Source organism: Sphingomonas sp. Leaf343, assembly GCF_001423765.1.
In the GTDB taxonomy this organism is placed as follows: Bacteria; Pseudomonadota; Alphaproteobacteria; order Sphingomonadales; family Sphingomonadaceae; genus Sphingomonas.
Genome location: NZ_LMPG01000016.1, coordinates 54,262 through 76,935 on the forward strand (window position 1 = coordinate 54,262; position 22,674 = coordinate 76,935).

Genomic DNA, 22,674 nt, shown 5'->3' on the forward strand with positions numbered 1-22,674 from the left:
CACGAGCGACGCGGGCGGGGCTCCAGCACCAGTACCGCTTCAGCTACCCGGACTGGCGGCCTACCCCACCGCCGCGGTCAACGTCGCGCGCACGCCCGCATAGCCGGCGTCGTACTCGACCGCCGCCTGCAGGCTCTGCGCCATCGCGCGGATCAGCTTCGTGCCGAGCCCGGTCCCCTTCGGCGCGGCATCGGCCGGCAAGCCGCAGCCATCGTCTTCGACGGCGAGCGTAAACCGGTCCTCGCCGTCGCGGGTCAGCGCGACTCGGACTTCGCCGGCGGTGTCAGGGCCGTACGCATATTTACAGGCGTTCGTGACCAATTCCGTCACGATCACGCCCAGCGATACCGCGCGGTCGGTGGGCAGGCGGATCGGCTCGACCGCGAGGCTCAGCGCGCGGGGGGCGGAGTCGGTCGACCACGTCTCCGCCAGTTCGTCGATCAGCGCGGTCAGGTAATCCTGCATGTCCACGCCCTCGACATCGTTCGAGGTGTAGAGCCGGCGATGCACTTGCCCGATCGCGCGGATGCGGCGCTGTGTGTCCTCCAGCGCGTCGCGCGCACCCGGATCGGTCAGCGCGCCCGCCTGTAGCCCGACCATTGCCGACACGAGTTGCAGTGAGTTGGCGACACGGTGGTTCACCTCCACCAGCAAAGCCTCCAGCCGGGCGTTGCTGGCGCGCAGTTCGTCCTCGGCCGCCTTCTTGCCCCGCTCCAGCCGGTCGCGGGCCAGCACCTGTTCGAACGCGGCCGATAGCAGGTCGAAGAAATCGTCGCCGACCGTCTTCACCACGTAATCGGCCGCACCCGCCTTCAGCGCCGCGACGGCGATGCGGCCCTCTTCCGATCCGGTGACGTAGACGACGGGCGGCGAGCCCGCGATCTTGCGCAGCCGCTCCAGCGTCTCGATGCCGTCCATCCCGGGCATGTAATGGTCGACCGCGATCAGATCGAACTGGCCCTCACCCGCCAGCGCGATACCCACTTCTCCGCCATCGGCGGTCGTCACGTGATAGCCGCGCCGCTCCAGCGCGCGCGTCGCCAGCCGGCGCAATCCGGCATCGTCGTCGATGAACAGGATGCGCGGCGGCGTCACTCGACCTCGGGCACCTGGATCACCGACAGGAACAGGCCGAGCTGGCGGATCGCCTGTGCGAAGCTCTCATAGTTCACCGGCTTGGTGATGTAGACGTTGCAGCCCAGATCGTAGCAGCGCTGGATCTCGACCTTGTCGTCGGTGGTGGTCAGCACGACGACGGGTGCGCGGCGTAGCGGGCTGTCGTCCGCCTTGATGCGGGTCAGGATGTCGGTGCCGCTCATGTCCGGCAGGTTGAGGTCGAGCAGCACGAGCGCGGGGCCGTTCTTCGCCGGGCCATCATCGTCCTCGAACAGGTGGCGCAGTGCCGTGCCGCCATCGGTGAAGTGGCGGATCGGGTTGTTGATCCCGGCGCGGCGGATGTTCTTCTCGATCAGGCGGGCGTGGCCCTCGTCGTCCTCGATCATCACGATACCGACGGGGCGGTGCGGTTGGCCGTGAGCGTTCATGCGGTCTGGTCCTGGGGCAATGTGAGGTGGAACGTCGCGCCCTCGCCAAGCGCCGATTCCACGGAGATGGTGCCACCCATCCGATAGGCGAGCGCGCGGACATGGGCCAGCCCGATCCCTTCGCCCGGCTGGTCCTGCATGCCGGAGCGGCGGAAGAGGTCGAAGATGCGCTGGTGATCCCGCGGATCGATGCCGCGGCCGTTGTCCGCGACAGACATGACGATGCGACCCAGATGCTTGCGGGCGGACAGGGTCACGGTGCCGGGGCGGCCGGGGGAAAGGTATTTGGTCGCGTTCTCGACCAGATTGGACAGGATCTGCTCCACCGCGACCCGGTCGGCGATCATCGTCGGCATCGGCCGCACGACGGTGGCGGTGACGCCGCGATCGTCGATGACGTGGCGGATCGCGCCGATGACGGTATCGCACACCGCCGCGAGATCGAGCGGCTCGGGCGCGAGCGTGCGCCGGCCCTGCCGCGATAATTGCAGGATCGCATTGATGAGCCGGTCCATCTTCGCGGTCGAGGTGCGGATGAAGCCGAGCGCCTCGGGCAGATCCTCGCGCGCCGCCAGCCGCGCCTCCTCGGTCAGGATCTGCGGGGCCTCCGCTTCGGCGCGCGTGACCAGTTCCGCGAGCGGTGCGGCGGCGGATTCCAGCTCGGCGGTGAAGCCCATGACGTTGACCAGCGGCGATCGCAGGTCGTGACTGACGATATAGGCGAAGCGCTGGATCTCCTCGTTCGCCAGCGCGAGGTCGGCGGTGCGTTCGGTGACGCGGTCCTCCAGCGACCCGGCCAGCCGGCGCAGGTCGTCGCGCGACGCGGTCAGCGCGCGCGTGTTGCGGACGACGACGGTGAGCGACAGCGCCGCCACGATCACCAGCAGGACGGAGGCGACGCTGGCCATGATGTAGAACAGCCGCGCCGCATTCGCCTGTTGCTGCGTCCGCAACGCCAGCAGGGCCGCTTCCTCGCCCGCCATCGCCCGCAGGCGATAGCGGATCGCGCGCATCAGCGGCACGCTGGCGTCTCCGGCAAACTCCGCCTGCGCCGGGGCCAATTGACCGTTCCGGACCAGCGCGATCGATTTGGCGCGCAGCAGGGTCAGGCGTTGCAGCAGCGGCGTGATCCGGTCGAGCCTCCCGATCTGTGCGGCATTATCCTCGACCAGCCGCCGGATCGTGCGATAGCGCGCCGGGATCATGCCGCCCGTCGTCCGGTATGCGGTCAGGAATACCGGCTGACCGGTCAGGAGATAGCCCCGCCGGGCGGTCTCCGATTGCTCCAGGTCGACCTGGAGATCGGCGACCGCTTGCCGCACCTGCTGCGTATGGGCGACGCGCTGAGTGTGCTGGCCGGTGCGGACGGTGTTCCAGCCGACCGCGACCGCCGCGGCGATCAGCAGGCCGAAGCCGAGCGCGACGAAGGCGACCAGCGCGCGGCCGAACCGCTCTTCCGATACCGCTACCTTGTCGAAAGCCCCAGCCATCCCGACGCTTTACCGCAGGACGGCGCAAACGCCACCCTTTGGTACGCTACCGTTATGGCGAAGGGCGTTACGACGGAGCAGCGTTACAGCAGCAGGTCTTGCGGCGTCATGCGGCCGATATGGCCGCCGCCGCGTCGGCGCGCCATTTCGGTTTCCGCGGTGAAGCGGATGTCGGGATCGCGATCGGTCAGGAAGCCGATCAGGCTCTCCTCCTCGATTTCACGCCATTCCTTGCCGCGATCGGGGCCGTAACGGACGCGCGGCAGCAGGCCCGGCTCCTTCGACCACTGGATCAACTGCGCGACAGAGGCCTCGTTCAGCTGGTCGCGCAGGTGGTGGGCGGTGACATAGGCGTCGGGGAAGGCGCGGTGCACCGGCAGGCCACGTTCGTGGATCATCCCCTCCGGATTGCGCCAGTAGCGCAGCACCTGATTGGAAAAGCTCGGGCTGTCCGGCCACAGCCTGAGCGCGCATTTCCACGTACAGATCCAGTCGGCGCCGTGGGTCAGCGACGGCGTGCAGAACTGCTCCTCGAAACTGGCGCGATGCGCGGCCAGCGCGACGCGGCGCGGCCACGGATCGAGTACCGGCCGCGCGACGTCATGCCACCAGCGCGCCTCCTCGACATCCTCGTTGCGGATGTGGTGGATCGCCATCGTGATCGGCGGGATCTGGCGGCCGGGATTGACCAGGATGTTGCCACCCTCGCCGTACAACTCCCAGCGCCCGTCGGGACCCTGCGCCACATCCTGCCAGCCGACCTCGCACACCCCGTGGGCGGGCGGGGCGTTGCCGGTGGTTTCGAGATCGATGACGCGGATCAGGGTCGGTTGCGGACGGGAGGCCATGCGCGTCATGTGGGGGCAAGCAGGCCCGAAAGCGAGATGTCGATGCCGTTGTCGCCGAGCGACGCCTCGACCTCGCCGAGCAGCCGCAGCAGGGCGGGGCGGTCCGCTGCTTCCGCGCGCACGGTCAACGCCCCCTGCGTGTTGGACGCGCGCAGCAGCCACCAGCCGGTGTCGCTCGTCACCCGCACGCCGTCGGTCTCGTCCACCGCCACGCCTTGCGCGATCAACCGGTCCCGAACGTCCGCGACGATCGCGACCGTGCGCGTTTCGGCGACGGGGATGCGGAGGTCGGGCGTCCGCTCCACCGCGGGCATCGCATCGACCAGTTCGGTGAGCGAGCGGCCGGACAGATGCACCGCGCGGATCAGCCGTACCGCCGCGTAGAGCGCGTCGTCGAACCCGTAATAATCCTGCGCGAAGAACAGGTGGCCGGACATTTCGCCGGCCAGTGGCGCGCCCGTCTCCAGCATCTTCGACTTCAGCGTCGCATGACCGGTCTTCCACATCAGCGGCGTGCCGCCCAGTTCTGCGATGCGATCGAACAGCGCCTGACCCGATTTCACGTCGGCGACGATCGTCGCGCCGGGCAGTTCGCGCAGCAGCGGTTCGGCGAGGATGCCGAGGATCTGGTCGCCCCAGATCGTCCGCCCGCGCGCATCGACCGCCGCGATCCGGTCGCCGTCGCCGTCGAACGCCAACCCGAAATCGAGACCCTCGCGCGCGACCAGCGCCTTCAGGTCAGCCAGATTGGCCTCGATCGTCGGATCGGGATGGTGGTTCGGAAAATCGCCGTCGATGTCGGTGAACAGCAGGTGATGTTCGCCCGGCAACACGCGGGCCAGCGTCTCGACCGCCGGCCCGGCGGCGCCATTGCCGCAATCCCAGCCGATGCGGTACGCCCCGCCGCCATAGCCCGCCATCAGTCGCCGGACATAGTCGCCGCAAATCTCGACGTCGGTGACGGTGCCGCGCCCCTCCAGCCAGTCGCCGGACGCGGCCAGCCCGGCCAGAGTCTGGATATCCTCGCCGAAGAAAGCGCGGCGCTGGAGAACCATCTTGAAGCCGTTGTCCTGCTTCGGATTATGGCTGCCGGTGACGTGGATGCCGCCATCGACGTCCAGCACCGCCTCCGCATAATAGAGCATCGGCGAGGGGCCGATACCGATCCGCACCACGTCGACGCCGCCGGCGACCAGTCCCACGACCAGAGCCGACTCCAGCATCGGCGAACTCGTCCGCCCGTCGCGGCCCACCGCGATACGCCTGCCGCCCGCACGGCGCAGCACGGTCGCGAAACTTCGCCCGAGCGCTCGCGCGTCCGCTTCGAACAAGGTTTCGCCGACGACGCCGCGCATGTCGTATTCGCGCAGGATCGTGGGATGGAAGCGGTGACTCACCCCTTCAGCAACCGGTCCCGCGCCGCGTTGATGCGCCGCGCCAGTTCCACCGATCCGCCGCGATCGGGATGCACCCCCGACAGCAGCCGACGATGCGCCTCCCGGATCACGTCCGCGCCGTCGCGGGGGCCGACGCCCAGCACCGCGCGCGCCTCCGCCTCGTCGGCGGCCATGCGCCGCTTGCCGCTGGGCTTCAGGTACGTCCAGACCACCCAGATGACGAGGACGGCGATCAGGAATTTCACGCCGCTTCCTCGCCGATGCTCACGCCCGGCAGTTCCGGTTCGACGGGGCCGATCTCGGGCAGTTGCAGCGCCGCCATCATCTCGCGCAGTTCCTGCCGCGCGGCGACATGGGCCAGCCCCATCGCGCCGAATTCGCGGCTGTCGATCATCGTCAGCCCCTGCGGGAACAGCTCGCGATAGATCACGCGCTCACCCAGCCCCGGAATGATGCGGAAGCCGACGCGCTTGGACAGTTGCGCCAGCGCGTCCGACACGCGGCGCATGTTGCGCGCCTCGATATGCTGAAGCCGGTTGCGCAGCACGACCCAGTCGATCGTGGTGCCGTCCGCCCGCGCCCGCTGCTTGCGCGCGTCCCAGATCAGCTCCGAGTAAAAGGAGGGCCGGGTGACGTTGTAGGTATCGGGATCGACCTGCCCGATCAGGTCGAAATCGACGAAGCTGTCGTTCATCGGCGTGACCAAGGTGTTCGACAGCGTCGCGGCAGTGCGTGCGAAATGATCGTCGCGCCCCGGCGTGTCGATGACGAGGAAGTCTGACCCCTCTGCCAGCTGGTGCCAGTTATCCTCGAAGAACGCCTCGCTGGTGCCGTCGTGCGTGGCATGGCGCGGCATGGGCAGCTCCACGCTGCGACGGCGCATCGTCTCGGCGCGGTTGTCGAGATAACGGCCGACGGTACGCTGGCGATGATCGAGGTCGAAGCACGCCACGCGCGCGCCCTTCGCCGCCAGCGCGATCGCGACGTGGACAGCCGTCGTCGACTTCCCCGTGCCGCCCTTTTCGTTGGCGAAGACGATGATATGTGGGCCAGCGGTCAATGCCGGGTTCCCCCCTGTTGCGCGTTGGTGTTGATCGTTGGTCCTCTCCTCCATAGAAGCCCCCGGCCCCCGTTTCGAGAGGAAGTTTCCCGTGCGCACCGTCCGCGACCTGATCGACCTGCGTGCGGTGCTCGGCGAATGGCGGGCGGAGGGCGCGCGGATCGCGCTGGTGCCGACGATGGGCGCGCTCCACGCCGGCCATATGGCGCTGGTCGAGGCGGCGCGGCGGCCCGGCACGAAGGTGGTGGCGTCGATCTTCGTCAACCCGAAGCAGTTCGGCCCGAACGAGGATCTCGGCCGCTATCCCCGGCGCGAGGCGGCGGATACGCGCCTGCTGACGGAGGCGGGATGCGACCTGTTGTGGTTGCCGCCGGTGGAGGTCATGTACCCGGCGGGCTTCGCGACGAATATCAGCGTGGCGGGCGTCAGCGAGCATTTCGACGGTGCGGCGCGTCCCGGTCACTTCGATGGCGTCGCCACGGTGGTGACCAAGCTGTTCAACCAGACCCGCGCCGACGCCGCCTATTTCGGCGAGAAGGATTACCAGCAACTGGCGGTGATCCGTCGCTTCGTCGCCGATCTGGATATCGATATCGACATCGTCGGCGTCCCCACGCAGCGCAACGACGACGGCCTCGCCCTGTCCTCGCGCAACATCTACCTCGACGAGGGGGAGCGCGCGAAGGCGGTCGCGCTGCCGCGGGCGCTGGGCATCGCCGCCCGCGCGATCGGCAAGGGGGATGATCCCGCTGCGGCACTGGCCGATGCGACGGCGACGCTGGAAACGGCAGGCTTCGTGGTGGATTACGTTGCACTGGCGGATGCGGAGACGCTGGCACCCGATCCCGCCGCCGACCGGCCCCGCCGGCTGCTGGCGGCGGCGCGGATGGGACAGACGCGGCTGATCGACAACATCGCGATCGAACCGAATTGACGGTCAAGAATAGCTAACGTGCTGCAAATCGAACGAGGTTAAGCCGTTAACCATTTGAGAAGGCGTTGCCCCCCAAACCACTCTCATCACCTGCAACGGTTTGCAGCGAAGGGGCCAGCAATGGGCAACAGTTTCAAAAGTGCGCAATTCCTGATCGAAAGCCGGATCGCCGATGCCGCCGCCGGCGACGGCGATGCGCTGTACGATCTCGGCATCTGCTACCAGACCGGCACGTCCGGCGTCGCCGTCGACCTGATCGAGGCGCACAAATGGTTCAACCTCGCCGCCGTGTCCGGCTTCTCCGCCGCACAGGACGCGCGGGCCGAAGTGGCCGAGGACATGACGGCGCGGGAGATCGCCACCGCACAGGCGGCGGCGCGGGCGTGGCTGGGCACGACGCGGCGGCTGGCAGCCTGAACCGTCGAATTCCCGCGAAGGCGGGAATGCAGTGGTCGGGCTACCGGCGGCTGTCCAAGTACCCCTTACTCCCGCCTTCGCGGGAGCACGGGCGGCGGGCGACATCGTGCCGGGCTGTGGCGCTTGATAGCGCGAGCGCCCCCATTCTCCTCCCCGGCGAAGGCCGGGGTCCAGTCTGGCCAGCGTTCCCGAGTCTCACACGATCAGCGGCAGATGGACCCCGGCCTTCGCCAAGCGGGTGTAACGCTTCGAGGCCGCCCGGGGTAACCTACTCCGCTGCCGCCTTCTTCTTCGCCGGTGCCTTCTTCGCGGCCGATTTTTTCTCCGCCCCTGCCTTCGCGGCCGGCTTCTTCGCGGGTGCCTTCTTGGCCGCCGCCTTCTTCTTCGGCTTCGGGGCCGCCGCAGCGCGGGCGTCGATCAGCAACGCCGCCTCTTCCAGGGTCAACTGGTCCGGCGTGATCGACTTGGGCAAGGTCGCGTTGGTTTCGCCATCGGTGACGTACGCGCCGTAGCGGCCTTCCATCAGCTTCAGCTCAAGCTCGGTGCGCGGATGTTTGCCGAGTTCCTTCAACGGCGCTCGCGCGGCACCCCGCTGAGGGCGGCCACCACCCGCAGCCGCTTCCGCCAGCTTGACGACGGCGGCGTTCATGCCCGTCTCGAAGACGTCAGCAGTCGATTGCAGGCGCGCGTACTTTCCCGAATGCGCCAGATACGGACCATAGCGGCCGATCGAGGCAGTGATCGGTTCGCCCGACTCGGGATGCGTGCCGACCGTGCGGGGCAGCGACAGCAGCTTCAGCGCCCATTCCAGATCGAGGTCGACGTCCTTGGGGATCGAGGCGCGCTTCGCCTCCTTGCCCTCGCCGAGCTGGATGTACGGACCGAATCGCCCGGACTTGCGCTCCACCGGCAGGCCCGTCTCGGGATCGTTGCCCAGCGTCTCGGGTCCCGAGTCTTCATCCGCCGAGCCGCCTTGTGCGAATCGCCGCGTATATTTGCACTCGGGATAGTTGGAGCAGGCGACGAACGCACCGAATCGACCGCCGCGCAGCGCGAGTCGCCCCGCGCCGCAATTGGGGCACAGCCGCGGATCGCCCCCGTCCGCCTGTTGCGGGAAAAGATACGGCGCCAGAAACTGATCCAGTTCGGCGGTGATCGCCGACGGCTGCTGCTCCATGACCTCGCTGGTGCGCGGCTTGAAGTCGCGCCAGAATGCTTCCAGCACCGCCTGCCACTGGGCACGGCCACCGGACACGTCGTCCAGCTCCTCCTCCAGCTCGGCGGTATAGTCGAAGCCGACATATTTCTCGAAGAACCGCTCCAGGAACGCGGTCACCAGCCGGCCGGATTCCTCCGCGAAGAACCGGTTCTTCTCGATCCGCACATAGGCGCGGTCCTTCAGCGTCTTGATGATCGACGCGTAGGTGGAGGGGCGGCCGATGCCGAGTTCCTCCATGCGCTTGACCAGCGACGCCTCGGAAAAGCGCGGCGGCGGCTGGGTGAAATGCTGCTCCGCGTCGACCGCTTTCTTCGCGGGGGCATCACCGTCCTTCATGCGCGGCAGGCGGCGGGCGTCCTCGTCGGCACTGTCGTCGGTGCCCTCTTCATAGAGCGCGAGATAGCCGGGGAAGAGCACGACCTGACCGGTGGCGCGCAATATGTTGCGGCCGGTGCCGTCCGCCAGTTCGACGGTCGTGCGCTCCATTCGCGCCGACGCCATCTGACTGGCGAGCGCCCGCTTCCAGATCAGGTCGTACAGCCGCGCATGGTCGCCGCCTCCGACCTTGTCCTTGCCGAAATCGGTCGGCCGGATCGCCTCGTGCGCTTCCTGCGCATTCTTGGCCTTGGTCTGGTACTGGCGCGGCTTGTCCGGGACGTAGCTGGCGTCATAGCGGTTCGCGACCGCCAGCCGCGCCGCGGAGATGGCGCTGCCGTCCATCTGCACGCCGTCGGTCCGCATGTACGTGATCGCGCCGTCCTCGTAGAGCCCTTGCGCAATCCGCATCGTGTGGTCGGCGGAAAAGCCCAGCTTGCGCGCGGCTTCCTGTTGCAGCGTCGAGGTGGTGAACGGCGGCGGCGGATTGCGACCCGCCGGCTTCGTCTCGACGGTCTGGACGGAGAAGCGGCCGTCCTCGACTGCGGCCTTCGCCTTCAGCGCATCGCCCTCCGCACCGATCGACAGCCGGTCGAGCTTCTTGCCGTCCCACTGCACCAGACGCGCGGTAAAGGGCGTGCCGTCCTGCTCCATCTGCGCGGTGATCGACCAATATTCCTGCGACTTGAACGCCTCGATCTCGCGATCGCGCTGGACGATCAGGCGCAGCGCCACCGACTGCACGCGCCCCGCCGACTTCGCGCCGGGCAGTTTGCGCCACAACACCGGCGACAGCGTGAACCCGACCAGATAGTCGAGCGCCCGCCGTGCGCGGTACGCATCGATCAGGTCGTTATCCAGTTCGCGCGGCTGGCCCATCGCGGTCGTCACCGCCTGTTTGGTGATCGCGTTGAACGTCACCCGCTGCACGTCCTTGGGCAGCGCCTTGCGGTTTCTCAGCACCTCCTGCACGTGCCAGCTGATCGCCTCTCCCTCGCGATCGGGATCGGTCGCCAGGATCAGGCGGTCCGCGGTTTTCGCCAGATCCGCGATCGCCTTGAGCTGCTTCGCCTTGTCCGCGTAGTTTTCCCACTCCATCGCGAACCCCTCGTCGGGATTCACCGATCCGTCCTTCGGCGGCAGGTCGCGGACATGGCCGTAGGAGGCGAGGACCCGGTAGTCCGAGCCCAGATATTTCTCGATGGTCTTGGCCTTGGCGGGCGATTCGACGATGACAAGCTGCATGGGGGCTCTGTACGATCCTTACGTGTACGCGCGAGGGTGGAGAGCCTCGCCACCCCCGTCAACCTTGCGACCTGCCAACCCCGGGACCTGCCAGACCTTTGCACCTAAAGCGTCAGGCGTGCTCGCGCGACAGTTGCAGATAGCGTGGGCAGAAATCGCCCGCATCCGCCAGCGCGGTCCAGTCGGGTATCTTCACCCACCGCGCCTTCGTCTCGACCAGCCCCTCACGGCGCAGCGCCTGCAGCGTGCGGTTGACGTGGACGCTGGTCAGGCCCAGCGCGTCGGCCATGTCCGTCTGCGTCAGCGGCAAGTAGAACGAGCATGCCCCCGTGCTGATGTCCGCCCCCTGTCGCAGCGCCATTTCGCAGATCAGGTGCGCCAGTCGCGTATAGGCTCCCCGCCGTCCGACATTGGCGATCCACTCCCGGAACACCGACGACCCCGCCAGACTGTCCGTCCAGATCGCATCGGCGACGGCCGGACGCGAGTGCATCAGGTCCAGCATCGCGCGATGCGGCACCAGCGCCACCTCCACCGGCGTCAACGCCTGGACATTGTCGACCGACGGAAACAGCATCGCGTAATGAAGGTCGATCGGCTCCCCCTCCATATGCAGGCCGACGACCTGACGCGTGCCGTCGCCCATCGTCTTGTGCCGCGAAGCCACCCCTTTCAACAGGATGATGCAGTGGCCGGGCAGGTCGCCCTCGCGGATGATGTAGCGACCGGCATCGACCAGCTTCAGCGTGTGCGGCAACGCCAGTACGGCGTCCGCATCCGCCGCATCGATGACGAATCGCCGCTTCAGGGCCCGCACGAAGGGTCCCAGATTGCTGCGTTGCTCGATCATGATCGCTGCTCCTCGTCCGCAGCCCATCGGGAGGGATCGGCTACGGTTGGTAAAGTGCGACTAATTTCGCTTTAAATTCCCTTACATATGATTGTGTTAGTCGATTGGCAAAGGCCTTGTGACATCATTCCGCCTTGTTCGTGCAGGATGATACAGGCGCTACGATGATCCGCTCGATCTTCTACGTCAGTGTCAGTACGCTGGTCTTGCCGGTGGAGGAGTCGCGGGTCCACGACATCGTCGACTGGTCGCGCCGCTGGAACGCTGATGTCGGCGTCACCGGTGCGCTGATGTTCACCGAGAAGCATTTCGCGCAAGTGATCGAGGGGCCCCTGCCGGCCATCGCGGAGTTGATGGGCAAGATCCGCCGCGATCCGCGTCATACCCGGATCGACGTCATCCTCGACCGCAGCATCCGCCACCGCCAGTTCGCCGGCTGGACGATGGCGTACAGCGGCCCGGAGGATTTCATTGAAGCGCAACTCGCACCGCTCGCTCCCGACCGCCCCGCGGCAGACCGCGCCGCCGCCGCGCATGCGCTGATCGCGGTGATGCAGGATCTGTCGGGGCTGGGGACGGTGTAGATTCGCTCATCCCGGCAGGTGTCGCGCCATCCTGATTTCCAGCAGACGGATCAACGCGGGGTCCATGAACGCATAATCGTCCGGAATGTCGAGACAGACGATGCGCTTGCCGCTCAGGGCACGCTGCAATCGCTGGCGCAGTTTGGCGCGGTGCGCCTTTTCCATCACGACGATCGTGTCGGCCCATGCGACCAGTTCGGACGATAGCGGATTTTCCGCATCGTTGTTGGTTCCGGCTGACGACACGTCGATTCCGTCGCGGCCGGCAAAGATCTGCTCGGCGGTGGGACTGCGAAGCCGATTCTGGCTGCACACGAACAGGAACCGTTTCACATCAGACTCACGCGTCCGCCGGCGTGCCGCTCGATGCGGCCGGCGAGTTCCAGTTCCAGCAACACCGTCTGCACCACCGCCGGTGACAGCCCCGCCTGCCGGATCAGTTCGTCGATCGATACCGCGACGGGGCCGAGCAGGTCGGTCACGCGGCGGCGCTCCGCATCGCTCGCATCCTCCGGCGGGGGCGGCACATAGGCGCTGCCGGGAGAGCGGACGGCGCGCGGATCGATCGGGCGCAGCAGTTCCAGCACGTCGGCGGCGCTTTGAACCAGGGTCGCACCTTCGCGGATCAGGCCGTTGCAGCCCTGCGCACGCGGATCGAGCGGGCTGCCGGGCACCGCCATCACCTCGCGCCCCATTTCCGTTGCCAGTCGCGCGGTGATGAGCGAGCCGGATTTCGGCGCAGCCTCGACCACGACGGTGCCCTGGCACAGGCCGGCGATGATGCGGTTGCGGTACGGGAAATGCCGCGCCCGCGGCTCGGTGCCGGGCGGCTGTTCGGCCAGCAGCAGCCCGCGGGTCGCCACCGTCTCCTGCAATTCCGCGTTCTCCGGCGGGAAGACGATGTCGATGCCGCTGGCGATGACGCCGATCGTGCCGCCCGCCGCCAATGCGCCCTGATGCGCCGCGGTGTCGATGCCCCGCGCCAGTCCGGATACTACCGTCGCCCCCTGATCGGCCAGATCATGGCCCAGTATCCGCGCGAACCGGCACGCCACCGCCGATGCGTTGCGCGCGCCGACGATCGCCACGCAGGGCCGCACCGCCAGCGACAGGTCGCCGCGCCAGATCAGGGCAGGGGGCGCATTGTCGATCTCCGCCAGCGGCATCGGATAATCGGCATCGCCGAGAAACAGATAGCGTGCGCCGAGCCGCGCCGTCCGCTCCACTTCCGGTGCGACGTCTGCGGCGGACGGCACGCGCGGGGGCTGACCCCCGCCGCGCCGCGCCAGCATCGGCAGCGCCTCGATCGCCGCCGCCGCCGTGCCATAGCGCGCGATCAACTGGCGATAGCCGATCGGTCCGATCCCGTGCGTGCGGATCAGGCGCAGCCGCGCATGATCCGTATCCGTGAACAGGCTCACTTCGCCCGGCCGATCCTCGGTTCGGTGCCCGCCAGCAGCCGTTCGACATTGTCGCCGTGTTTCCACAGCACCAGCAGCGCCAGCGCGATCAGCAGCAGCACCAGATCGAATCGTCCGAACAGGGCGGCCGCGACCGGTGCGCTGATCGCCGCGCTCATCCCGGCGACCGCGGAAATGCGCAGCGTCGCCAGCAGTCCCAGCCACACCACCGCATACACCAGTCCGATCGGCCAATGCAGCGCCAGCACGATGCCCATCAGCGTCGCGACGCCCTTGCCGCCGCGAAAGCGCAGCCACACCGGATAGCAATGGCCGACGAACGCCGCTGCGCCCGCCAGCAGCCCCTCGCCCGGGAAGATCGCCTCCACGATCAGCACCGCCGCCAGCCCCTTGGCCATGTCGAGCAGCAGGGTCGCCGCCGCCAGCCCCTTGCGGCCGGTTCGCAGCACGTTGGTCGCACCGATATTGCCGGAGCCGATCTGGCGCAGGTCGCCCGCGCCCGCGACACGCGTCAGGATGATCCCGAACGGGATGGAACCCAGCGCATAGCCGAGCAAGAGCGCCAGTGTCGGGGCGATCCAGAGGATTTGGGTCTGCAAGCGTCCCCCTTGATGAAACGGAACATAACGCGTTCACGCACGGTGTCCATTAATCTGGATCAGCCGTGCACCGCCAGCCCCGGGACGCTAAGGGATGGCGATGAGCGATGCCGCCCCGATCCTGTTCTTCGATTCGGGTGTCGGCGGCCTGTCCGTCGTCGCGCCTACGCTGACGCTGCTGCCGAACGCGCCGGTCGTCTACGTCGCCGACTCGGCGGGCTTCCCCTACGGCATCAAGTCGGAGGCGGAGATCGCCGCGCGCGTGCCGGCGCTGCTGGGACGGCTGGTGGAGCGGTACCGGCCCCGACTGGTGGTGATCGCGTGCAACACCGCCTCCACCATTGCGCTGCCGGTGGTCCGCGCGGCGCTTGACCTGCCCGTCGTCGGCACGGTGCCCGCGATCAAGCCCGCCGCCGCGATGAGCAGGACGCGCGTGATCGGCGTGCTGGGCACGGAGGCGACGGTGCGTCAGCCCTATGTCGACGATCTCGCGGCGCGATTCGCGGGCGATTGCGTGGTGCTGCGCCACGGGTCGGCGGCTCTGGTCGAGCTGGCGGAAGGAGCGCTGGCCGGCACCGCTCCGCCCCTCGACACGATCGCCACAGAACTTGACGGGCTGTTCCGTCAACCCGGCGGCGACCGGATCGACGTGATCGTCAACGCCTGCACGCATTTCCCATTGCTGGAGGGCGATATGGTGGCGGTCGTGCCGCCCGGCGTGCGCTTCGTCGATGGCGGTCCCGGTATCGCCCGCCGCATCGCCTTCCTGACCGACGGGCAGGACTGGCCCGCGATGCCGCCGCCCGGCCGACTCGTCTTCACCCGCATCGGCGAGCGGGAGCGCGCGATCGCCGCGACGCTGGCGACACGCGGGCTGCCGATCCTCGAACAGCTCTGACACCACGCATAAACCCGATCAGTGCGTTCGTTCTTCCGCGCTGGAAAAACCTTGCGGAGGGGCGTAGACGACCGGGCCATGACCCCGGCCTCTTTCGCTCCGGCACTCACCTCCGCCCCCGGCAGCCATGGCGCGGAGGCGCGCGTCGATTACGCGCACGTCTTCACGCAGGCGATCGACCGGCTGCATGCCGAGGGGCGGTACCGGGTGTTCATCGACATCCTGCGCAACAAGGGGGCGTTCCCCAACGCGCGCTGCTTCGCCGGCCATAACGGGCCGAAGCCGATCACCGTCTGGTGCTCCAACGACTATCTCGCGATGGGCCAGCACCCCAAGGTGATCGCGGCCATGGAGGAGGCGCTGCACGACGTCGGCGCGGGTTCCGGCGGCACCCGCAACATCGGCGGCAACACCCACTATCATGTCGATCTGGAGGGCGAACTCGCCGACCTGCACGGCAAGGAAGCGGCGTTGCTGTTCACCAGCGGCTATGTCTCGAACGAGGCGACGCTGGCGACACTGGCGAAGATCCTGCCCGGCTGCGTGATCTTTTCCGACGAACTGAACCACGCGTCGATGATCGCGGGCATCCGCAATTCAGGCTGCGAGAAGCGTATCTTCCGCCACAACGATCTCGATCATCTCGAAGAGTTGCTGGCCGCCGAGGACCCGTCGGCGCCCAAGCTGATCGCGTTCGAAAGCGTGTATTCGATGGAGGCGGACATCGCCCCGATCGGCGCGATCTGCGATCTGGCGGACAAGTACAACGCGCTGACATACTGCGACGAGGTCCACGCGGTCGGCATGTACGGTGCGCGCGGCGGCGGCATTTCGGAGCGGGACGACGTCGCCGGGCGGCTGACCATCATCGAGGGGACGCTGGGCAAGGCGTTCGGCGTGATGGGCGGCTACATCGCTGCCAGCCGCACGATCATCGACGTGATTCGCAGCTACGCCCCCGGTTTCATCTTCACCACCAGCCTGTCGCCGGTACTGGTCGCTGGCGTCCTCGCCAGTGTCCGCCACCTCAAGGCTTCGACTGCGGAGCGCGAGGGGCAGCAGGCGGCGGCGACGCTGCTGAAGACGATGATGGCCGATGCCGGCCTGCCGGTGATGCTGGGCGGAACGCACATCGTACCGCTGATGGTCGGCGATCCGATCAAGGCGAAGCGGATCAGCGACATCCTGCTCGCCGAGTACGGCGCGTATGTGCAGCCAATCAACTACCCGACCGTACCGCGCGGCACCGAACGCCTGCGCTTCACCCCCGGCCCGACTCACACCCCCGCGATGATGCAGGAACTGACCGACGCGCTGGTCGAAATCTGGAGCCGGCTGGAGCTGAAGAAGGCGGCCTGAGGTCGGCGCTACCCTTCTGCTCCCCTCAGGAAGGAGAGCGAGAGGCAGCAGCCTCAGCCCCCCTCGAGCGTCCGCGCCCGCCGACGCTGTACCGAACTCCCGATCCCCATCGCCTCGCGGTACTTGGCCACCGTGCGGCGGGCGATGTCGAAGCCCTTGGCGTTGAGCAACTCGACCAGCGTGTCGTCTGACAGGATCTTCGCGCCCTCGTTCGCGATCAGGGCGCGGATCGCGCTCTTCACGGCCTCCGCCGACACCGCATCGCCGCCGTCCGCAGACTGGATCGCGCTGGTGAAGAAGTATTTCAGCTCGAACAGTCCGCGCGCGCAGGACAGGTACTTGTTGCTGGTCACACGGCTGACGGTCGATTCGTGCATCTCGATCGCCTCCGCGACCTTCGCCAGCGTCATCGGCTTCAGATGCGCGACGCCGAGGCGGAAGAACGCCTCCTGCTGCTTCACGATCTCCGTCGCGACCTTGATGATGGTCCGCTGCCGCTGGTCGAGCGCCTTCACCAGCCAGTTGGCGCTGGCGAGCATGTCGCCCAGCCACGCCTTCGACGCCTTGTCCTGCGGCCCGTGCGACAGTTGCGCATGATAGCGGCGGTTGACCAGCACGCGCGGCAGCGTCGCGCTGTTCAGTTCGATCGACCAGCCGGCCGACGTGCGCGTCACGAACAGGTCGGGCACCACCGCCTGGCTCGGCTCGCCACCATAGCGGCACCCCGGCTTCGGGTCGTAGGCGCGAAGTTCGCGGATCATGTCCGCCATGTCCTCGTCGTCGACCCCGCACATCCGCTTCAGCCGGGTCAATTCGCCGCGCGCCAGCAGGTCGAGATTGCCGATCAGCTTCGCCATGCACGGGTCGAACCGGTCGACCTCCTTCGCCTGAAGCGCGAGACATTCGGACAGGTCGCGCGCGCCGACTCCCGTCGGATCGAAGGTCTGGACGATGCCCAGCACCGCCTCCACCCGCGCCTGCGCCACGCCGAGACGGTTGGCGATCTCCAGCGTCGATGCGGTCAGGTACCCCGCCTCGTCGATCTGGTCGATCAGATGCTGCGCGAGGAACAGGTCCGGCCCCGCCACCGCCGGCCCCGCCTGCGAGAGCAGATGATCCGCGAGGCTGAGCGACGTGTCCGCGAACGAATCGAGGTCCGGCCCGTCCTCCGGCATCGCGCCGCGGCTCAGCGCGCCGTCGAAGCCTGCTCCGCCGTCCGAAATGGAATCCTGCTGGTGGCTCTCGGTCGCGTAATCGACGTCGACCGGCGCATCCGCCTGCACCGCGCCGGTGACCATCTCGTCGGCGGCGGCCGGTTCGCGCTCGACCGGTTCGGGGCGGATGACCTCGGTGGTGGTCGCGGCTTCGAGCAGGGGGTTCTTCTCGATCTCCTCCGCAAGGAAGCCTTCGATCTCCAGGTTCGACAGCGCGAGCAGCTTGATCGCCTGCTGCAACTGCGGCGTCATCACCAGCGACTGCGACTGGCGAAGGTCCAGGCGCGGCGCGAGACTCATAATTAGAGCGAAAAGCCTTCGCCGAGGTACAGGCGACGCACGTTCGCGTCCGCGACCAGTTCGGCGGGCGATCCGGTGAACAGCACGCGGCCGTCGTAGATGATGTAGGCGCGATCGACGATGTCGAGCGTCTCGCGGACATTATGATCGGTGATAAGCACGCCGATGCTGCGCCGCTTCAGATCCTTCACCAGATCGCGGATGTCGGCGATCGAGATCGGGTCGATGCCCGCGAACGGCTCGTCGAGCAGCATGATCGACGGTTCCGCCGCCAGCGCGCGTGCGATCTCCGCCCGCCGCCGCTCTCCGCCCGACAGCGCCATCGCGGGCGCCGCGCGCAGCCGCGTCAGGCCGAACTCGTCGAGCAGTCGAGCCAGTTTCGCCTGCCGCGCCGCCGGATCGGGTTCCGACAGTTCCAGCACCGTCAGGATGTTCTTCTCGATCGACAGGCCGCGAAAGATCGACGTCTCCTGAGGGAGATAACCGAGGCCTAGGATCGCACGGCGATACATGGGCAGGCCGGTGATGTCGTCGCCGTCGAGCATGATGCGGCCCGAATCAGGCTTCACCAGCCCCATCACCGAATAGAAGCACGTCGTCTTGCCCGCGCCGTTCGGTCCGAGCAGCCCGACGACCTCGCCCTTCGCGACCGACACCGATACGTCGGTCAGCACCGTGCGCTTGTCGTAGGATTTGGCGATCGACACCACCTGCAGCCCCTCGGACACGGGCGCCTCCACGATCGGCTGCGGTATTTCGGGGGCCAGGGTGGCGACGTCCATCGGCGGGTGCCTCGCAAATCTTCGTTACCGGGCCGTTAACGGATGCCGGCTTGGCAGGGTTCGTGCATGCCCGACGCGGACGCGGACGGGAACCCCCTCCGCGTCCGGCAGGGCATCAATTGCGGTTGGGAACCGAGAATGTCCCCGTCACGCGACCGCCACGCTGCTGCGTCGTGCCGCCACCCGGGGCTCCGCTGCTGCCGCCGACCGACGATCCGTCCACCACCGCGCGTCCGGTATCGAGGTTGATCGTCAGGCGGCCGCCGTTGACCGTGTTGGTCCCCTGCGTCAGCGTGACCGCGCCCAGCATCGTGATGACGCGCCGGTTGAGATCGTAGATCGCGTACTGGCTCTTCGCGGTCTGGTCTGGCCTCCGCACGGTCACGCCGCCCGCCGCGTCGAGGCGCGACACCTGCGGGTTCCCGCCGACGACCTGACCCGTATAGGTGACCGTCACCCGCGCCGCGTTCAGCGTCATCTCGGCCTGCTTCACCGACACGTTGCCGGACAGCACGGCACGATTCGCCTTGTCCTGCAATTCGATATGGTCGGCCCCGACATCGATCGGCGCATCGGTGTTATGCCGCTGCTGTGCGCCCGCCGGGGCAACGGTCAGCGACGACGACAGGATCAGGAGCGGAAGCAGGGCGCGCATCGACGCTATCTCGCCCCTCTCGGCACGATCCGCAAGCGCGCGTTGCCGTCGATCGTGACGGTCCGGTTTTCGAGGTCGGCGCGCATCGTGTCGCCGCGGAAATTCCCCTGCGGCACGGTGCCGCTGACGCCGCCCTGACTCTGCATCTGCCGGCTTTTCAGGTTCAGCGTCGCATCGTGTGTATCGAGCCTGTAACCGCCCGCCGCACGCATCGCGATCGGCCCGTCAAGCTTTACGGTTTCCGTATCCATGTCGTAGCGGCCGGTATTGGCGACGACCTGCGCCGGGCCGTCGGCCAGCTGGATGCCTGCCTTCAACTGGTTGAGGCGCACGACCGGTTCGGCGGAGCTTTTCTGGATCGCGGAGCCTGCGGTGAGCTGGAACGGCTGACCTTTGGTGTCCTGTCCGCTGTACCGCGCCGTCTGGATCTTCAACCGTTCGCGGGCGACCTCCACCTTGTTCTTGTCGAGCACGAACGACACGTCTCCGGTCGCGGTCAGCGGGGCCATCACCAGAAACGCCGCCAGCACGCCGATCGACATCGGCAGCGCGACGCGCGCGATCGCGACCAGCCTGTCGTGGCTGCTGCCCGGCGCGGCCCAGATCTCCCGCGCCGTCCGCTCGCGACGGGCCACTTCAGACATGCGCGAAGATATCCTGCTCCGGCCAGCCCGCCAGATCGAGTTCGGCGCGCATCGGCAGGAAATCGAAACACGCCTGCGCCAGCGTCATCCGCCCCTCGCGCACCAGCCGCTTCTCCAGTTCGGCGCGCAGGCGGTGGAGGTAGCGTACGTCGGACGCGGCATATTCCTTCTGGGCGTCGGACAGCTCCGGACCGCCCCAGTCGGACGATTGCTGCTGCTTCGACAATTCCTGCCCCAGCAACTCGCGCACCAGTTCCTTCAGTCCGTGGCGGTCGGTGTAGGTCCGGATCAGGCGCGACGCGATCTTGGTGTCCCATGCCGGCCCGGCGACGATGCCCAGATAATGGCTGAGCGCGGCGATATCGAACCGCCCGAAATGATAGAGCTTCACCTTGCCCGTATCGGCCAGCAGCGCCTTCAGATGAGGGGCGGCATAATCGCTGGCCGGGCCGAACCGCACCAGATGCTCATCTGGTCCTCCGTCCGACAATTGCACCACGCACAGCCGGTCGCGCGGGGTGATGAGGCCCATCGTCTCGGTATCCACGGCGATGCTGTCGGCATCCGCGAACAGGCCGGCGGGGATGTCTTCTTCGTGGAAATGGACGGTCATGCCGATGCCGTAGCGGCTGGGGAATGAACGCTCAATGGGCCGCGACGTCGGCAAGTGGGCCACAGAACGCAAGTATACGCTTTATCCGGCCCCGGATTTGACGATTTTGTTCGCAGGCGTCGCGCGAATCGGTTATGCCGCGAAGTGGGCGCAATAGGTTTCGCGCTCTAAGGCCCCTCGTTCGTCGTCCGGCGCTCGGGTTCTTGAGGATGCATACGGGCGAACCGGGAAGACGAACAGGGCTTATGGGTTTCGATAAAGGCGGCCGCGGCAATCGCGGCGGGCGTGGACGCGACAAGCGCGACGGTTTTGGTGGCGGCGGCGAAGAATTCGGCGGCGGCAGCAGCTTCGGCGGCGGCGATCGCGGCGGCTTCGGCGGTGGTGGCTTCGGCGGTGGTGGCTTTGGTGGCGGTGGCTTCGGCGGCGGCGATCGTGGCGGCTTCGGCGGTGGCGGGTTCAGCGGCGGCGGTGATCGCAGCGGCTTCGGCGGCGGTGGCGGCGGCGGCGGTTTCCGCGGCGGCGGCGGTGGCGGCTTCGGTGGTGGCGGCGGCGGCGGTGGTGGCCGCGGCATGCCCCCGCAGGTCGTCGGCGAGGGTACCGGCGTGGTCAAGTTCTTCAACGGGCAGAAGGGCTTCGGCTTTGTCGTGCGCGATGACGGCGGCGAGGACGTGTTCGTTCACATCTCCGCCGTGGAGCAGGCCGGCCTGAGTGGTCTGGCAGAGGGTCAGCCGCTCGGCTTCACGCTGGTCGATCGCGGTGGCCGCATCTCGGCGACCGAGCTGAAGATCGAAGGCGAGCCCATGCCCGTCACCGATCGCGCTCCGCCGCGCGAGCCGCGTGAAGGTGGCTTCGGCGACCGTGGCCCGCGTCCGGGTGGCGATCGTGGTGGCTTCGGCGGCGCCGGCGGCGACCGCGGTGGTGCACCGCAGCGCCAACTGACCGGCGAGAAGGCGACTGGCACCGTCAAGTTCTTCAACGCGATGAAGGGCTTCGGCTTCATTCAGCGCGACGACGGACAGCCCGATGCGTTCGTCCACATCTCGGCCGTCGAGCGTGCCGGCATGTCGAGCCTGAACGAGGGCGACCGCCTGCAGTTCGAGATCGAGGTCGATCGTCGCGGCAAGTACGCCGCCGTCAATCTCGCTCAGGGCAGCTGATCGCAATCACCTGATTGCGGCCTATCGGTCTTGACGACACGGCCCGTCCGGCATTCGCCGGGCGGGCCGTTCGTGTTTCCGGGGCGGAGGTGCAGGATTGCAGCGGCTATACGCTGCGTCGGGTATGCACTCGGCGAGCTGCACGGAATATAGCGGTTCCCGACGTCCGCCGTTTATCGTGATCGAAGTCGAGTATCGCCTACCACGAGGCAGCACAACGATGTCGTTCGGCCGTAGCCGGAACAGTCGGCGTGAGGCGAGCGCGTCACGCTTGGGACAGGAGTTCCGCACAGGTTTCTCGCTCCGCCCGGGCGTAGACCTCCGACGAACGACGGTCCGTCATGCCTGGACCAGCCCGGCATGACGAGGAGGCAAGCGGCGTCGGTATATCGAGCGTCATGCGCCCGAATGGCGCGGAACAACCCGCGCTAGGACTGGTTCTTCCGGATCCCCCGGACGCGGTGCCAGACATACAGCGCCACCAGCGCCACCAGCACCAGCCCGATCGCAAGGTCCGCCTGATGGAACGCAGCCTTCAGACGCGGGTCGCTGTTCCACTGGTCGCCCAGCTTCATGCCGATCCACGCGAGGAAGAAGCAAAACGGCCACGATCCGACGAACGTATAGATGTGGAACGGCAGCAGCTTCATGCGCGCCACGCCGGCCGGAAACGCGATGAAGGTGCGGATCACCGGCAACAGCCGCCCGATCAACACCGCGGCCGATCCCCATTTGGCGAAGAAGCGGTCGGCCGCGTCCAGTTCGTCATGCCCGATCAGGATGTACCGGCCCCAGCGTTCCGCCAGCGGCCTGCCACCGCGCTTGCCGACCTCATAGGCGACGATCGATCCGATATTGCACCCGATCGCGCCCGCGGTGGCCGCCCAGAACAGGTCGAACCGGCCGGTCGACACCAGATAGCCTGCAAACGGCATTACGATCTCGGACGGCAGCGGGATACACGCGCTCTCGATCGCCATCAAAGCGGCTATGCCGACATAGCCACCGCTGGAAATCACCCAGATGACGAAAGCGGCCAGCGCGCCCAGAATCTTCTCGAACATGCCCG

At 67.5% G+C, this 22,674-nt stretch carries 24 protein-coding genes; 6 read left to right on the top strand and 18 right to left on the bottom strand.

Going from position 1 to position 22,674, the window contains the following annotated elements; all coding sequences use genetic code 11:
• Positions 1-60 precede the first annotated feature (60 nt).
• The 7 genes from ASG07_RS15645 to ASG07_RS15675 all read right to left on the bottom strand — a co-directional run bounded on the left by ASG07_RS15645 (position 61) and on the right by ASG07_RS15675 (position 6,339).
• Positions 61-1,095: a sensor histidine kinase gene (locus ASG07_RS15645; RefSeq protein ID WP_055849044.1), complete on the bottom strand. Its 1,035-nt coding sequence runs from the start codon at positions 1,093-1,095 to the stop codon at positions 61-63.
• Positions 1,092-1,544, bottom strand: coding sequence for a response regulator (locus ASG07_RS15650; protein ID WP_055849049.1), 453 nt, complete (start codon positions 1,542-1,544; stop codon positions 1,092-1,094). The genes ASG07_RS15645 and ASG07_RS15650 overlap by 4 nt, the downstream gene beginning before the upstream one ends.
• Positions 1,541-3,034 (bottom strand): sensor histidine kinase, encoded by a 1,494-nt coding sequence (locus tag ASG07_RS15655; RefSeq protein WP_055849052.1) that lies wholly within the window; start codon positions 3,032-3,034, stop codon positions 1,541-1,543. The genes ASG07_RS15650 and ASG07_RS15655 overlap by 4 nt, the downstream gene beginning before the upstream one ends.
• A gap of 83 nt (positions 3,035-3,117) precedes the next feature.
• Complete coding sequence (locus ASG07_RS15660; protein ID WP_055849468.1) at positions 3,118-3,882, bottom strand: DNA polymerase III subunit epsilon; 765 nt, start codon at positions 3,880-3,882, stop codon at positions 3,118-3,120.
• Positions 3,883-3,887: 5 nt separating this feature from the next.
• On the bottom strand, positions 3,888-5,279 hold the full coding sequence (pgmG, locus tag ASG07_RS15665) for a phosphoglucomutase/phosphomannomutase PgmG (RefSeq protein WP_055849055.1): 1,392 nt from the start codon (positions 5,277-5,279) through the stop codon (positions 3,888-3,890).
• Positions 5,276-5,524, bottom strand: a complete 249-nt coding sequence (locus ASG07_RS15670; protein WP_055849057.1) for a molecular chaperone DnaJ — start codon at positions 5,522-5,524, stop codon at positions 5,276-5,278. The genes pgmG and ASG07_RS15670 overlap by 4 nt, the downstream gene beginning before the upstream one ends.
• Entirely contained in the window at positions 5,521-6,339 is an 819-nt protein-coding gene (locus ASG07_RS15675) for a division plane positioning ATPase MipZ (protein WP_055849060.1), read from the bottom strand. The genes ASG07_RS15670 and ASG07_RS15675 overlap by 4 nt, the downstream gene beginning before the upstream one ends.
• A 91-nt stretch (positions 6,340-6,430) precedes the next feature.
• Here ASG07_RS15675 and panC point away from each other — a divergent pair, with 91 nt between their 5' ends.
• Together panC and ASG07_RS15685 are read left to right on the top strand one after the other, a co-directional pair.
• Positions 6,431-7,273, top strand: a complete 843-nt coding sequence (panC, locus tag ASG07_RS15680) for a pantoate--beta-alanine ligase (RefSeq protein WP_055849063.1) — start codon at positions 6,431-6,433, stop codon at positions 7,271-7,273.
• 120 nt (positions 7,274-7,393) lie between these two features.
• Entirely contained in the window at positions 7,394-7,690 is a 297-nt protein-coding gene (locus tag ASG07_RS15685; protein ID WP_055849065.1) for an SEL1-like repeat protein, read from the top strand.
• 268 nt (positions 7,691-7,958) lie between these two features.
• On the opposite strand, the gene topA is transcribed toward ASG07_RS15685, so the two are convergent.
• Both topA and ASG07_RS15695 read right to left on the bottom strand, forming a co-directional pair.
• Positions 7,959-10,529 (bottom strand): type I DNA topoisomerase, encoded by a 2,571-nt coding sequence (topA, locus tag ASG07_RS15690; protein WP_055849068.1) that lies wholly within the window; start codon positions 10,527-10,529, stop codon positions 7,959-7,961.
• A 112-nt stretch (positions 10,530-10,641) separates the two neighbouring features.
• Positions 10,642-11,379, bottom strand: a complete 738-nt coding sequence (locus tag ASG07_RS15695) for a Crp/Fnr family transcriptional regulator (RefSeq protein ID WP_055849072.1) — start codon at positions 11,377-11,379, stop codon at positions 10,642-10,644.
• 164 nt (positions 11,380-11,543) lie between these two features.
• On the opposite strand from ASG07_RS15695, the gene ASG07_RS15700 reads away from it, so the two are divergent.
• Positions 11,544-11,963 (top strand): BLUF domain-containing protein, encoded by a 420-nt coding sequence (locus tag ASG07_RS15700; protein WP_156361906.1) that lies wholly within the window; start codon positions 11,544-11,546, stop codon positions 11,961-11,963.
• Positions 11,964-11,969: 6 nt separating this feature from the next.
• Here ASG07_RS15700 and ASG07_RS15705 read toward each other — a convergent pair whose 3' ends face one another.
• Genes ASG07_RS15705 through plsY form a run of 3 tightly spaced genes read right to left on the bottom strand, consistent with a single transcriptional unit; the run spans position 11,970 to position 13,983 of the window.
• Complete coding sequence (locus ASG07_RS15705) at positions 11,970-12,296, bottom strand: low molecular weight protein tyrosine phosphatase family protein (protein WP_055849079.1); 327 nt, start codon at positions 12,294-12,296, stop codon at positions 11,970-11,972.
• Positions 12,293-13,384: a DNA-processing protein DprA gene (gene dprA, locus ASG07_RS15710; RefSeq protein ID WP_236694744.1), complete on the bottom strand. Its 1,092-nt coding sequence runs from the start codon at positions 13,382-13,384 to the stop codon at positions 12,293-12,295. The genes ASG07_RS15705 and dprA overlap by 4 nt, the downstream gene beginning before the upstream one ends.
• Entirely contained in the window at positions 13,381-13,983 is a 603-nt protein-coding gene (gene plsY / locus ASG07_RS15715; protein ID WP_055849082.1) for a glycerol-3-phosphate 1-O-acyltransferase PlsY, read from the bottom strand. The genes dprA and plsY overlap by 4 nt, the downstream gene beginning before the upstream one ends.
• A 100-nt stretch (positions 13,984-14,083) precedes the next feature.
• Between plsY and murI the strand changes: the two genes are divergently transcribed.
• Both murI and hemA read left to right on the top strand, forming a co-directional pair.
• Positions 14,084-14,881, top strand: a complete 798-nt coding sequence (murI, locus tag ASG07_RS15720) for a glutamate racemase (protein ID WP_055849472.1) — start codon at positions 14,084-14,086, stop codon at positions 14,879-14,881.
• Between the two features lie 78 nt (positions 14,882-14,959).
• Positions 14,960-16,240, top strand: coding sequence for a 5-aminolevulinate synthase (gene hemA / locus ASG07_RS15725; RefSeq protein ID WP_082474870.1), 1,281 nt, complete (start codon positions 14,960-14,962; stop codon positions 16,238-16,240).
• A gap of 53 nt (positions 16,241-16,293) precedes the next feature.
• On the opposite strand, the gene rpoN is transcribed toward hemA, so the two are convergent.
• The 5 genes from rpoN to ASG07_RS15750 form a co-directional block, all read right to left on the bottom strand.
• The gene (gene rpoN, locus ASG07_RS15730) at positions 16,294-17,754 is read right to left on the bottom strand and encodes an RNA polymerase factor sigma-54 (protein ID WP_055849086.1); all 1,461 of its coding nucleotides are present in this window, start codon (positions 17,752-17,754) and stop codon (positions 16,294-16,296) included.
• A 2-nt stretch (positions 17,755-17,756) separates the two neighbouring features.
• Entirely contained in the window at positions 17,757-18,536 is a 780-nt protein-coding gene (gene lptB / locus ASG07_RS15735; protein WP_055849089.1) for an LPS export ABC transporter ATP-binding protein, read from the bottom strand.
• Between the two features lie 115 nt (positions 18,537-18,651).
• A complete protein-coding gene (locus tag ASG07_RS15740; RefSeq protein WP_055849092.1) occupies positions 18,652-19,191 on the bottom strand; it encodes an LptA/OstA family protein in 540 nt (179 codons plus the stop codon).
• A gap of 5 nt (positions 19,192-19,196) precedes the next feature.
• Positions 19,197-19,835, bottom strand: coding sequence for an LPS export ABC transporter periplasmic protein LptC (gene lptC / locus ASG07_RS15745; RefSeq protein ID WP_055849095.1), 639 nt, complete (start codon positions 19,833-19,835; stop codon positions 19,197-19,199).
• A complete protein-coding gene (locus ASG07_RS15750) occupies positions 19,828-20,448 on the bottom strand; it encodes a ribonuclease D (RefSeq protein WP_055849098.1) in 621 nt (206 codons plus the stop codon). The genes lptC and ASG07_RS15750 overlap by 8 nt, the downstream gene beginning before the upstream one ends.
• Positions 20,449-20,693: 245 nt before the next feature.
• Between ASG07_RS15750 and ASG07_RS18100 the strand changes: the two genes are divergently transcribed.
• Positions 20,694-21,605, top strand: coding sequence for a cold-shock protein (locus ASG07_RS18100; protein WP_055849102.1), 912 nt, complete (start codon positions 20,694-20,696; stop codon positions 21,603-21,605).
• A 428-nt stretch (positions 21,606-22,033) separates the two neighbouring features.
• Here the strand turns inward: ASG07_RS18100 and ASG07_RS15760 are convergent, their stop codons facing one another.
• Positions 22,034-22,669, bottom strand: a complete 636-nt coding sequence (locus tag ASG07_RS15760) for a DedA family protein (protein WP_055849105.1) — start codon at positions 22,667-22,669, stop codon at positions 22,034-22,036.
• Between the last annotated feature and the right edge of the window lie 5 nt (positions 22,670-22,674).